This window comes from Duganella dendranthematis, assembly GCF_012849375.1.
Lineage (GTDB): Bacteria > Pseudomonadota > Gammaproteobacteria > Burkholderiales > Burkholderiaceae_D > Rugamonas > Rugamonas dendranthematis.
Genome location: NZ_CP051684.1, coordinates 661,136 through 673,055 on the forward strand (window position 1 = coordinate 661,136; position 11,920 = coordinate 673,055).

Annotated in this window: 12 protein-coding genes; 3 read left to right on the plus strand and 9 right to left on the minus strand. The window is 62.9% G+C overall.

Translation table 11 applies throughout. From position 1 onward, the window contains the following. Positions 1-10: 10 nt before the first annotated feature. The 3 genes from rpsR to rpsF are packed head-to-tail and all read right to left on the minus strand — an operon-like array spanning position 11 to position 1,030. On the minus strand, positions 11-301 hold the full coding sequence (gene rpsR, locus HH213_RS03110; RefSeq protein WP_090176193.1) for a 30S ribosomal protein S18: 291 nt from the start codon (positions 299-301) through the stop codon (positions 11-13). A gap of 15 nt (positions 302-316) precedes the next feature. After that, the gene (gene priB / locus HH213_RS03115; RefSeq protein WP_161053856.1) at positions 317-622 is read right to left on the minus strand and encodes a primosomal replication protein N; all 306 of its coding nucleotides are present in this window, start codon (positions 620-622) and stop codon (positions 317-319) included. Positions 623-643: 21 nt separating this feature from the next. Then, on the minus strand, positions 644-1,030 hold the full coding sequence (gene rpsF / locus HH213_RS03120; protein WP_110844529.1) for a 30S ribosomal protein S6: 387 nt from the start codon (positions 1,028-1,030) through the stop codon (positions 644-646). A 157-nt stretch (positions 1,031-1,187) separates the two neighbouring features. On the opposite strand from rpsF, the gene HH213_RS03125 reads away from it, so the two are divergent. From HH213_RS03125 to lexA, 3 genes are all read left to right on the plus strand, one after another. Further along, positions 1,188-1,928, plus strand: a complete 741-nt coding sequence (locus tag HH213_RS03125) for a DUF5695 domain-containing protein (RefSeq protein WP_169110699.1) — start codon at positions 1,188-1,190, stop codon at positions 1,926-1,928. A gap of 46 nt (positions 1,929-1,974) precedes the next feature. Next, positions 1,975-4,584 carry a DUF5695 domain-containing protein gene (locus HH213_RS03130; RefSeq protein ID WP_217363488.1) on the plus strand — a complete coding sequence of 870 codons (2,610 nt, stop codon included), beginning with the start codon at positions 1,975-1,977 and terminating at the stop codon, positions 4,582-4,584. 93 nt (positions 4,585-4,677) lie between these two features. Then, a complete protein-coding gene (lexA, locus tag HH213_RS03135; protein ID WP_110844531.1) occupies positions 4,678-5,316 on the plus strand; it encodes a transcriptional repressor LexA in 639 nt (212 codons plus the stop codon). Here lexA and HH213_RS03140 read toward each other — a convergent pair. The 6 genes from HH213_RS03140 to folC all read right to left on the minus strand — a co-directional run bounded on the left by HH213_RS03140 (position 5,313) and on the right by folC (position 11,862). After that, complete coding sequence (locus tag HH213_RS03140; RefSeq protein ID WP_169110701.1) at positions 5,313-6,098, minus strand: SEL1-like repeat protein; 786 nt, start codon at positions 6,096-6,098, stop codon at positions 5,313-5,315. The two genes, lexA and HH213_RS03140, sit on opposite strands and share 4 nt — an antisense overlap. Positions 6,099-6,206: 108 nt before the next feature. Next, positions 6,207-7,451, minus strand: coding sequence for a cystathionine gamma-synthase family protein (locus HH213_RS03145; protein WP_110844533.1), 1,245 nt, complete (start codon positions 7,449-7,451; stop codon positions 6,207-6,209). Positions 7,452-7,453: 2 nt separating this feature from the next. Beyond that, complete coding sequence (gene purF, locus HH213_RS03150) at positions 7,454-8,980, minus strand: amidophosphoribosyltransferase (protein WP_110844534.1); 1,527 nt, start codon at positions 8,978-8,980, stop codon at positions 7,454-7,456. A gap of 51 nt (positions 8,981-9,031) precedes the next feature. Continuing rightward, entirely contained in the window at positions 9,032-9,520 is a 489-nt protein-coding gene (locus tag HH213_RS03155) for a CvpA family protein (protein ID WP_169110703.1), read from the minus strand. Between the two features lies 1 nt (position 9,521). Beyond that, entirely contained in the window at positions 9,522-10,550 is a 1,029-nt protein-coding gene (locus HH213_RS03160) for an SPOR domain-containing protein (protein ID WP_169110705.1), read from the minus strand. A 22-nt stretch (positions 10,551-10,572) separates the two neighbouring features. Then, entirely contained in the window at positions 10,573-11,862 is a 1,290-nt protein-coding gene (gene folC / locus HH213_RS03165; RefSeq protein WP_169110707.1) for a bifunctional tetrahydrofolate synthase/dihydrofolate synthase, read from the minus strand. Positions 11,863-11,920: the final 58 nt, after the last annotated feature.

The following is an 11,920-nucleotide window of genomic DNA, read 5'->3' on the forward strand; positions in this document are numbered from 1 at the left end:
TCTGCCGCGATTAAGCGTTGTGCAGATCGGTGTACGGCAGCAGGGCCAGATAGCGAGCGCGCTTGATCGCGGTGTCAACTTGACGCTGGTAGTGCGCCTTGGTACCGGTCAGACGTGCTGGCATGATTTTGCCGTTTTCCTGGACGAAGTCTTTCAGGGTGTCTACGTCTTTGTAGTCTACTTGCTCAACGCCAGCGGCGGTGAAGCGGCAGAACTTCTTGCGCTTGAACAGTGGGTTTTGTTGCTTGCGCTTTTCTTTCAGCTTGAGCTTGTTTTTGTCGAACTTTTTACCGAATGCCATTTTAGGCTCCTGTATTTAAATTGCGCTGTCTTGGACAGCACTAAAATCAATGATGTGAAACACCAGGCTTTTGCTATTGCGGCTTTTCTTGTTGAGAAAACCGGTGAACTGATACAGTCCTGCCAGCGGCGTCTGACTGAAGCGGCTTGAAATCTCGCCCGCGGCAATCGCGGACACTTCAAACTCGCTCAATCGGGCGATGCCCGCCTCCATCTGCTGCGACCGGTGCTGGAGTACAGCATTGACGATCGGCATACCGGCCGGGGTGTAACGTATTGCATCCCGTTCGGCGATGAGGGCGATGAACTGGAGCTGGTTCAGCGCGGTTCCTTCTCAGACCAATTAAGCAGCGGCTGGAGCAGCAGCGGCTGGAGCTTCGGTGCGATGCGATTTCGCTGCATCTTCGCGTTGTACCGACTTCATCATTGGCGAAGGAGCGGTTTCGGCTTTCTTCAGCTTGACGGTCAGGTGACGCAGAACGGCATCATTGAATTTGAATGCGGTTTCCAGCTCAACCAGGGTTTCGTTGTCTGCTTCGATGTTCAGGCAGATGTAGTGCGCTTTGGCCAGTTTCTGGATTGGGTAAGCCATTTGGCGGCGGCCCCAATCTTCAACGCGGTGCACGGAGCCGCCGCGAGTCGTTACGGTTGCTTTGTAACGTTCGATCATGGCGGGCACTTGCTCGCTCTGGTCCGGATGGACGATAAATACGATTTCGTAGTGACGCATGTATAACTCCCTTAAGGACTTGAAAATGAGCCCACCCTGGCGTCAAGACAGGTGTGGGAAGAGGTAAGCCCGCGACTATACCAGCTTTTCAGGCGGAACGCCAGCCCGGCCATGCTGGTGTTACAGTGCCGGTATTGTCGTTCAAACAGGATTGCCCATGACACCACATTTATCCACCTGGTTGCTGCCGATGGCCGTATTGGCCGCCGCCCCTACCCTGGCGGCCGATTATCCGGCCATCCAGACCAAGGCCTACAGCACGCCGCAATGGCTGTTCGCGCTGCGCACCGACACCCAGACTTTGTCCAGGCTGACCCCGGTTAGCGACCCCAGCCACGATTTCACGCTCGGCCCGCGCGAGGAAGAACGCCAGTTCGACGGCTACCGCCACATCGGCGACCTGACGCTGAAACTGCGCCAGGGTGGCGGCGCCTGGCAAGACTACGCCACCTTCGCGAAACGCCAGCCGGTCCGCGTGCTGCCGGCCGTGCGGGCGTTGGCCGCGGCCGACATCAGCGCCAGCTTCGGCGCCGGCCTGCCGCTGACGGTGGAGCGCCGCTGGATCAACGACAAGGGCGCGCTGGTGCTGCGCTACACGCTGATCAACCGCAGCAAGCAGCCGGTCGAGGTGGCCGAGGCCGGCATGCCGCTGATCGTCGACCAGAGCGGCGGCGTCAAGGCCCGCCCCGGCGACCAGGGTGTGGTAGAAGTCAGGCGGCCGGAGGGCCAGCGGCCAACGCTGCGGGTGCAGCCGGACGGTCGCACGCCACTCGACAGCTGGCAGCCGCCGGCCGAGCAGCGCGCAAGCGGCGAAAACCACCCAAGCTGGGTCACTGGCGGCTTCACGCTGAAACCCGGCGCCAAGCGCGACATCGGCCTGCACTTCATAGTCCGCTAAAGCCGGCGAGTTGGTTAGAATGTGTGCATTGCCCTCAGGAATGCACATGAAATCTTTGTTCGCCGCCGCCCTCCTCGCCGCCCTTCCCTGCTTCGCCGCCGAGCGCGCCTACAGCACGCCGCAACTGTTGCTGGCCCTGCGCACCGACACGCAGACGCTGGCGCGGCTGACGCCGGTCAGCGATCCCGGCTTCGACTTCACGCCGGGCACGCGCGAGGCCGAGCGCAGCGGCAATGGCTACGCCCATATCGGCGACCTCAACCTGCGACTGCGCAGCGGCGACGGCGCCTGGCAGGACTATTCCTCGTCCAGGGAACGCAAGCCGGTGCGCGTGCTGGCGGCCGGCCCCGCGCTGGCCGCCGCCGACATCAGCGCCACCTTCGGCGCCGGCCTGCCGCTGACGGTGGAGCGACGCTGGCTCAACGACAAGGGCGCGCTGGTGCTGCGCTTCACGCTGATCAATCGCTCGGCCCGGCCGGTGGAAATCGGCGGCCTCGGCATGCCGATGGTGTTCGACAACATCATCACCGACCGCACGCTGGAGCAGGCCCACGCCAGCGCCAGCTTCGCCGATCCCTACATCGGCCGCGACGCCGGTTACGTGCAGGTGACGCGCCTCAACGGCGCCGGTCCGGCGCTGCTGGTGCTGCCGGACGGCCATACGCCGCTGGAAGCCTGGCGCCCGATCGACGACAACAGCAAACGCGCGCAGACCGCCGAGGGCTTTTACGACTGGACCGTGGCCAGCAAGGCCTATGCGGAAACCGACTGGAAAACCGCCGGCCAGCAATGGAATACGCCCACCAGCCTGACGCTGCAAGCGGGCGAACGGCGCGAGATCGGCGTGCGCTTTGTCACCGCGCAGTCCATCCGTGCCATCGAGCAGACGCTGGTGGCGCAGCAGCGGCCGGTGGCGATTGGCATCCCCGGTTACGTGGTACCGACCGACCTGGACGCCACACTGTTCCTGCACAGTGCACAGAAAATCTCCGCCATCAGCGCCGAACCGGCCGGCGCGCTGACTGCCACGCCGGCCACAGCGCCAGCCAGCGCCACCGCCAAAGGCTGGCTGCGCTATACCATCAAGAGCCAGGGCTGGGGACCGGCGCGGCTGAACATCACCTACGCCGACCACAGCGTGCAGACCATCAGCTATTTCATCACCAAGCCGCTGGAACAGGCCGTGGCCGACCTCGGCCGCTTCAGCACCACGCAGCAATGGTTCGATGACAAGACCGATCCTTTCCAGCGTGCGCCGGCGATCCTGACCTACGACAACGACGCCAAACGCATCGTCACCGACGACACCCGCGTGTGGATCTCCGGCATGAGCGACGAAGGCGGCGCCGGCAGCTGGGTCGCGGCCATCATGAAACAACTCGACAATCCGGACGCGGCCGAGGTGGCCAGGCTGGAACGCCTGGTCAACGAGACCGTGCTCGGCAAACTGCAAGTAGCGGAAGGCCCGCAGGCCGGCGCTGTGCGCAAGAGCCTGTTCTACTACGATCCGCAAGCCTTCCCGGCCTATTACGGCGCCACGCAAGACTGGAAGAGCTGGACCTCGTGGAACAAGAAGGATGCCGGCGACCTCGGCCGCGCCTACAACTATCCGCACGTGGCGATCGGCCACTGGGTGCTGTACCGCCTGGCGCGCAACCACAGCGGCCTGGTCACCGCGCACGACTGGCGCTGGTATCTGCAACACGCCTACCAGACCGTGGTGGCGATGGAGCGCGACGCGCCCGAATACGCGCAGTTCGGGTTGATGGAAGGCGACGTCTTCGTCGACATCCTGCAAGACCTGCAACGTGAAGGCCTGCAAGCCGAAGCCGCCAATATGGAACGCCTGATGAAGCAGCGCGCCGACCACTGGCGCTCGCTGGCCTACCCGTTCGGCAGCGAGATGGCGTGGGACTCGACGGGCCAGGCCGAGGTCTACGCCTGGATGCGCTATTTCGGCTACCAGAAGCAGGCCGACATCACGCGCGAGGTCATCCTCGGCTACGACCCGACGCTGCCAAGCTGGGGCTATAACGGCAACGCCCGCCGCTACTGGGACTTCCTGTACGGCGGCAAGACGCGCCGCATCGAACGCCAGCTGCACCACTACGGCTCGACGCTGAACGCGGTGCCGTTGTTTGCCGCCTACCGCGCCAACCCGACCGACCTGCACCTGCTGCGCGTGGCGTACGGTGGCCTGTTGGGCGGCATCACCAATATCGACCAGCAAGGCTTTGCCTCGGCCGCGTTCCACGCCTGGCCGGACATGATGCGCTGGGACGCCTACAGCGGCGACTACGGCATGGGCTTCTACGGCCACGCCTACGCCACCGCCACCTACGTTCTCAACGATCCGGTGTTCGGCTGGCTGGCCTTTGGCGCCAACCTGCGCAATGACGGCGCCACGCTGCACATCACGCCGAAGGACAGCGCCCGCAGTCGCCTGTTTGTCGCCTCGACCCGCACCTGGATCACGCTGGAAGCCGGCAAGATCGACAGCGCCGATATCGACATCCGCAACGGCGCCATCACGCTGCATTTGGCGCCGCGCACGGCATCGACGCCGACCGCGCGCGTGATCGTCGAGCGCGACGGCAAGCGCAACGACGCGCTGGTGACGTTGACAGAGGGAGTGACCGCCTGGCGCACCAAGTGAATTTATTTCGTCCGAGGCAACAAATTCCCTTGCATTTCAAGGCATACTGTACAAAAATACAGACTGTCTATATACACAGGCTCACCGTACCCCATGCTTAAGCTCACCGCCCGCCAGGAACAAATCCTGAATCTGATCAAGGACGCGATCGAAAACACCGGCTTCCCGCCGACGCGCGCCGAGATCGCCAATGAACTGGGCTTCAAGTCCGCCAACGCCGCCGAGGAACACTTGCAGGCGCTGGCCCGCAAGGGTGCGATTGAAATCGCCGCCGGCACCTCACGCGGCATCCGTCTGCTGGGCGTGCACGCCGAACCGGCCGCGTCGAAAATTCCGGCCGCGCTGATGATGTCGCTGCCGCTGATCGGCCGCGTGGCCGCTGGCTCGCCGATCCTGGCGCAAGAAAACCTGGAAACCAACTACAACGTCGACCCGGCCATGTTCGCCGCCAAGCCGGATTATTTGCTGAAGGTACGCGGGGAATCGATGCGCGACGCCGGCATCATGGACGGTGACCTGCTGGCCGTGAAAAAAGTCGATAGCGCCAAGAACGGCCAGATCGTCGTCGCCCGCATCGGCAACGACGTCACGGTCAAGCGCTACCGCAAGACCGGCGGCCTGATCGAACTGCTGCCGGAAAATCCGGACTTCAAGATCATCACCGTCGATCCGGAAGCGGACGAGTTCGCGCTGGAAGGCCTGGCGGTCGGCCTGATGCGCACCTGGCACTAACGCTTGATGTTGTTCGGTGCGACATCCCGCACCGATCCGGATGCGGTCGCGAAGTCCAGTATTTCGCGATCGCGCATTTCCTTGTGACGGGCTGTACGCTCGTTCTCCGTGCTGACATACTCATTGGTGCCAGCCTGCCATGCAGTGCGCGCGGCAACGATTTTGTCGGCCTGACGCCGGGCATCCTGAATCACTGCGCTGTAGGCGCGGTCCATCTGCGCCGAAGCGCGGCCAATCTCGGCATCGGTCATCAGGTTGGACAGGTCGGCGGGAATCGCCTTTCCGGCTGGCAGCAACTCCTGTAGCTTTTGCACGAAGCCGTTGTAGCAGGTCATCCAGGCATCGATGCCATCCCCGACCCCTTTGATTTCCTGCTTGTTGGTCGAGCGTGCCGGAATGTCCGGCGTGACGCATTTGGCATTGGACAGGGCCACATCGGCGCCGTCATAACCCTGCACGTAGTAGTCGATGTCTTTTTGACGGGCCTGGCGTTGTGTGGTCAGCGTCAGGGCGGCCTTGGCCTCGGCGTAGCCGGCGGCACTCGCTTTGCGGAACCACTCGTCACCCTTGGCGGTATCGGCAGGCATACCTTCGCCATACCAGTAAATCTCGCCCAACCGGAACTGCGCTGCAGGATTACCGGCCGACGCCAGCTTCACATACAGCGGCATCGCGCCCGCATAATTCTTCGCTTCCATCAGCTTGTTGGCGTCGGTCAATTCGTCAGCCAGTGCGACATTGCCCACGGCCAGCGCGGCCATCAGTAAAAAAGCGGCTTTCATGGTTACCCCTCGACTTAAGTGCTTAAAAATCAAGTCTATCCAAGAAGGTAACTTTGAGCAAACTAAACATATCGCCCGTTGGTTATTCGCCACCGGGGGCAAAAGCAATTAGCAGCCTTCGAGGGCGGTGCAGAAATCATCCAGCAGATCGGCGGTGTCTTCGATGCCGACCGAGACGCGGATCAGCGATTCGGCAATGCCCATCGAGGCGCGGCGTTCGGCGCCCATCTCGTAGAAGATGGTGTGCGCGACCGGGATGATCAACGTGCGGTTGTCGCCCAGATTGGATGCCGGAATCGCCAGCTTGAGGCGGTTCAGGAAGTCGAAGCAGTCCAGGCCATCCTTCAGTTCAAAGCTCAGCAGCGAGCCGTGCGCGCGGAACAGTTCCGAACTGATGGCGTGCTGCGGATGCGACTGCAGGCCCGGATAGTATACTGCGGCGACGCGCTCATCCTTCTCCAGCAACTCGGCCAGCGCCAGCGCGTTGGCGGTGGTGCGCTGCATGCGCAGGGCCAGCGTTTCGGCGCCGACCGCGATGTGGTGCGCGGCGTCCGGCGCCAGCGAGGAGCCGAAGTCGCGCAGCGCCTTGGCGCGGATCTGCGCCAGCCCCCATTGCAGCGGCGCGGCTTTCTTGTAGTTCTCGTAGATATTGGGGAAGCGGGTCCAGTCGTAGGCGCCGGTGTCGGTCAGGCTGCCGCCCAGCGCATTGCCGTGGCCGCCGATCGACTTGGTCAGCGCGTTAACCACCAGGCCCGCCCCCACCGCTTTCGGCAGGAACAGGTAGGGCGTGGTCATGGTGTTGTCCACCACGTACAGGATGCCGCGCGCCTGGCACAGTTCGCCGATGCGCTTCAGGTCCGCCACTTGCGTGCGCGGATTGGCGATGGTTTCCACGAAGACCACGCGGGTGTTCTCGGTGATGGCCGCTTCCACATTGGCCACATCGGTCGCGTCCACGAAGGACACGCCGATGCCCTGGCTCATGGCGGTCTGCCACAGGCTGTTGGTATTACCGAACAAGAAGGCCGACGACACCACATGATCACCCGTGCGCAACAACGCCTGCACCACGGCGCCGATCGCGCCCATGCCGGTGGCGAAGCAGATGGTGCCGACACCCTGCTCCATCTTGTTGACCTTGTCTTCCAGGGCCGAGATGGTCGGGTTGCCCTGGCGGCCGTAGCGGAAGCCCGGTTCCTTGCCCTGGAAAACCGACGCCAGCTGACGCGCATCGGCGTAGCCGAAGGCCACCGAGGTATGGATAGGCTTGTGCAGCGAACCGTGCTCGATGCCCTTCTGGCGGTCGCCGTGCAGGATGGTGGTGGTGAAGCCGTAGTTCTTCTTGTCGCTCATAGTTACGCTTCGCTGGCTGCCAGGTTCAGGTTCAGCTGCGAACGGCCAGCATCTTCCGGCGCGGCGGCCTTGGTCGGGTGGTGACGCTCGTATTCCAGTTTATCGAGATACTCGCGGGTCACGTCGCCGGTCACGTAGACGCCGTCGAAGCACGATGCTTCAAAGTTGGTCAACGCCGGATTGACATCCGAAATCGCCCGTTTCAGCGCATCGATGTCCTGGTACACCAGGGCGTCGGCGGTGATTTCGCGGCAGACTTCTTCCACCGTGCGACCGTGGGCGATCAGCTCGTCGCGGGTCGGCATGTCGATGCCGTACACGTTCGGGTAGATCACCGGCGGCGCGGCCGACGCGAAAATCACCTTGGTGGCGCCGGAGTCGCGCGCCATCTGCACGATTTCGCGGCTGGTGGTGCCGCGCACGATCGAGTCATCGACCAGCAGCACGACCTTGCCCTTGAATTCGTCCGGAATCGCGTTTAGCTTCTGGCGCACGGATTTCTTGCGCGCGGCCTGGCCCGGCATGATGAAGGTCCGGCCGATGTAACGGTTCTTGATGAAGCCTTCGCGGTATTCCACGTTCAGCGCCAGCGCCAGCTGGATCGCGGCAGGACGCGACGAATCCGGGATCGGCATGACGACGTCGATCTTCATGTCTTTCAGCTCGCGCTTGATTTTCTCGGCCAGGTACTCGCCCATTTTCAGGCGGGTGGCGTACACCGAGGCGCCGTCGATGACCGAATCCGGACGGGCCAGATACACAAACTCGAACACGCACGGGTTCAGCGACGGATTGTCGGCGCACTGGCGCGAATGCAGCTGCTTGTTGGTGTCGATGAACACCGCTTCGCCCGGCGCGATGTCGCGCACAAAGCGGAAGCCCATGCCTTCCAGCGCCACCGATTCCGACGCGATCAGGTATTCGGTGCCTTCGGCGGTTTCATTAATGCCCAGGCACAGCGGACGGATGCCGAATGGATCGCGGAATGCCAGCAGGCCGACGCCGGCGATCTGCGCCACCGCAGCGTAACCGCCACGCACGCGGCGGTGCAACACGGTCACGGCGTTGAAGATGGTGTTGGCGTCGATCGAAATGCCGACCGTGGCTTTTTCGATTTCGTGCGCCAGCACGTTCAGCAGCACCTCCGAATCGGAATCGGTGTTGATGTGGCGGCGGTCATTCTCGAACATCTCTTTTTTGAGCTGTTCCCAGTTGGTCAGGTTACCGTTGTGGGCCAGCGTGATGCCGAACGGGGCGTTGACGTAGAACGGTTGCGCCTCCTCCTCGCTCGACGAGCCGGCGGTTGGGTAGCGGCAGTGACCGATACCGGAGTTGCCTTGCAGCGTACGCATGTTACGGGTACGGAAAACGTCGCGCACCAGGCCGTTGGCCTTGTGCATGGCGAACATGCTGCTGTGATTGGTCGCGATACCTGCCGCATCCTGACCGCGATGCTGCAACAGCAGCAAGGCGTCATACAGCATTTGGTTGACAGGTTGATGGGAAACGACGCCGACAATGCCACACATGATGGTGCTCCTGGACTGGACTACAGATTTAAAAACGCAGATTTAAAGAATTCAAAAATTTACATGCTGCGCGATGGCAGCGGGAAGATAGGGTTTGGCCATCCGTACGCCTTCTTCCGCGTAAGGACTCAACATCGCATGCTTCCAAAAATCCTGTTGTGGCAGCGAGGTCATCCCACTCAAGATGACGGCGGCCAGCACAATTACAAGTCCACGGGCAACGCCGAACGCGGCGCCGAGCACGCGGTCGATGAAGCTCAGGCCGCCCGCGTCGAGCAAGGCGTCCAGCGCCAGCGACAACAGGCTCATCAAAATCCGTGCACCGATAAACAGTGCAATAAAGGCAACGATCAGCCGCAGCACCTCGCCCGGCACCGCCGCCGGCAGCATCTGCGCCAGCGGCGCCGCGTAGGCATTGGCCACCACGAACGCCACGATCCAGCTCAGCAGCGACAGCACTTCCTTGACCAGGCCGCGCACCAGACCAATGATGACCGACGTGGCCAGCACGAAGATCACCAGGTAGTCGAAGAGCGTCACGTCAGACGGTTTCCAGGCGGCCGTCCAGGCCCATGCTGGTCAGCTTGGCCTTGACCTTCTCGGCCTCTTCCTTGCTGCCGAACGGGCCGACCCGCACGCGGGTAATGCCCGATGGCGTTTTCTGCGTGAACGAGCTGATGCCGGCGTTTTTCAGTTTGGCGCGCAGTTCGTCCGCCTTGCCCTGGTCGCTCAGTGCGGCCACTTGCAGTACGAATTTCTGCCCCCCTTCGGCCGCCGACGCGGCGCCCTTGCCTTCCAGGATGGCCAGCGCGCGGGCGTCGTCGGACTTGGACGGCGCAGCGGCCGGCTTGGCTTCGGCGGCCTTGGCGGCTTTGGCTTCGGCCAGTTTGCGTTCGGCGTCCTTGTCGGCCTTGAGCCTGGCTTCGGCTTTGGCCTCGGCCTGCTTGCGTTCCTGTTCCTGCTTGTAGTCGGCGTCCTGGCGGGCCTTCAGTTCGCGCTCAGCTTGCGCCTTTGCCATGATTTCCGCGCGGGCGTCCGCCTTGGCTTTGGCTTCCGCCTTGGCGGCGTCCTGTTTGGTGGTATCGACGGCGGCGACCACCGGCGCGGCTGCGGCAGTGGCTGCGGCAGTGGTGGTGGCGGCTGGCTTGGCGGCCGGCTTCACGTCCTCGACGATTTCTTCCCTGCTGTCTAGCGCGGCGTTGGCCGGCACGGTGGCGGCAGGCGCAGGCGCAGGCGCAGCCTCGGCGACCGGCTTGTCCTTGGATGGAATTTTAATTTCGATATCGGACGCGATCTGCTTGGGCTCGGAGTCGAGCAGCATCGGCAAGCCGACGGCGACGCCCAGCGCCAGCATGATGGCGCCGACCAGCCGGCGGCGCGCGCGTTTCTTTTCCGGCAACACCGGATCATCCTCTTCGCGGTCGCGCGAGCGGCGCTTGGGACCATCGGCCGACGAAGCGCGCTTGGAGCGGGCGCGTTCCGTTGCCGCCTGGTCATCTGCGCTGGTGTAATAGCCGCTGTCCTGGCCAGCGTCTTGCTTGTTTTTACCGGATTTCGAGAACAAGCCCATGCGTGATTTCAGTCCTGTGCGTTCAGTGGAGTGAGGATTTTCGTGCCGCCATGACACCAGCCACGGTCAGGAACGATCCAAAGACCACAATTCTATCATCCTCACCGGCCCGGCTGACGGCATTTGCGTACGCGGCGGCAGGATCATCGAACACATTGATGGTGCGTTCGTCGCGCTCCGGCTGCACCAGTTGCACCTTGGCGGCCAGTTCCGACGCACTGGCCGAACGCGGCGACGGCAGCGTCGCCAGGCACCAGTGATCGACGTGCTCGGACATGGCGGCGATCACGCCGTCGATATCCTTGTCCTGCATCGAACCGAACACGGCGTAGGTGTAACGGTGAAAACCCATATTGCCGAGATTCTGGTTGAGCGCGGCGGCGGCGTGCGGATTGTGAGCGACGTCGAGGATGGTGGTTGGACGGCCCGGCAACACCTGGAAGCGGCCCGGCAGTTCCACCGTCACCAGCCCGGTGCGCACTTCCTGCGCGCCGACCGGCAATTCCAGCTTGAGCGCTTCCAGTGCGGCCAGCGCGGCACAGGCATTGAGGATCTGGTTGGCGCCGCGCAGGCTTGGGTAGGCCAGCGAATTGCGGCGCTGGTTGCGGCCGCCGTAGCTCCACTGCTGCTTGTCGCCGGAATAATTGAAATCGCGGCCCATCAGCCACAAGTCGGCGCCGATGGCTTCGGCGTGGTCGATCAGCGACTGCGGCGGCACCGGGTCGGAACAGATCGCGGTTTTGCCGGCGCGGAAAATACCGGCCTTCTCGAAGCCGATCTTCTCGCGGGTGTCGCCCAGGTAGTCGGTATGGTCGATGTCGACGCTGGTGACGATGGAAACGTCGGCGTCAACGATGTTGACTGCGTCGAGGCGTCCGCCCAGGCCCACTTCCAGGATCACCACGTCCATGCCGGCTTGCGACAGCAGCTTCATGATCGCCAGCGTGGTGAATTCAAAATAGGTCAGCGTGGTGTCGCCACGGGCGGCTTCGACCTCGTTGAAAGCGGCCACCAGCACTTCATCGCTGGCCAGGTCGCCATTGACGCGCGCGCGCTCGTTGAAATCGAGGAAATGCGGCTTGATGTACAGGCCGACCTTGTAGCCGGCGCGCAGCAGGATCGATTCCAGCATCGAGCAGGTCGAGCCCTTGCCGTTGGTGCCGGCCACCATGATGACCGGGCAGCTGAAGCTCAGCTGCAGGCGTTCCTTGACAGCGAGAACGCGGTCCAGGCCCATGTTGATGACGGTTTCGGCATGGCGCGATTCAAGCAGCGCAAGCCAGGCGGGCAAAGTAGTTGGGAGGTTCGACATGATGGGACTCTGAAATGAAAACGGCGCGCAGGCCGGATGATATCCGATTGCGCGCCGT

What these genes read in the sequence shown, in the direction of transcription:
- purF (WP_110844534.1), bottom strand. Translation starts at nt 8,980, where the DNA reads ATGTGTGGCATTGTCGGCGTCGTTTCCCATCAACCTGTCAACCAAATG.
- HH213_RS03125 (WP_169110699.1), top strand. Translation starts at nt 1,188, where the DNA reads ATGACACCACATTTATCCACCTGGTTGCTGCCGATGGCCGTATTGGCC.
- rpsF (WP_110844529.1), bottom strand. Translation starts at nt 1,030, where the DNA reads ATGCGTCACTACGAAATCGTATTTATCGTCCATCCGGACCAGAGCGAG.
- lexA (WP_110844531.1), top strand. Translation starts at nt 4,678, where the DNA reads ATGCTTAAGCTCACCGCCCGCCAGGAACAAATCCTGAATCTGATCAAG.
- HH213_RS03145 (WP_110844533.1), bottom strand. Translation starts at nt 7,451, where the DNA reads ATGAGCGACAAGAAGAACTACGGCTTCACCACCACCATCCTGCACGGC.
- HH213_RS03140 (WP_169110701.1), bottom strand. Translation starts at nt 6,098, where the DNA reads ATGAAAGCCGCTTTTTTACTGATGGCCGCGCTGGCCGTGGGCAATGTC.
- folC (WP_169110707.1), bottom strand. Translation starts at nt 11,862, where the DNA reads ATGTCGAACCTCCCAACTACTTTGCCCGCCTGGCTTGCGCTGCTTGAA.
- HH213_RS03130 (WP_217363488.1), top strand. Translation starts at nt 1,975, where the DNA reads ATGAAATCTTTGTTCGCCGCCGCCCTCCTCGCCGCCCTTCCCTGCTTC.
- rpsR (WP_090176193.1), bottom strand. Translation starts at nt 301, where the DNA reads ATGGCATTCGGTAAAAAGTTCGACAAAAACAAGCTCAAGCTGAAAGAA.
- HH213_RS03160 (WP_169110705.1), bottom strand. Translation starts at nt 10,550, where the DNA reads ATGGGCTTGTTCTCGAAATCCGGTAAAAACAAGCAAGACGCTGGCCAG.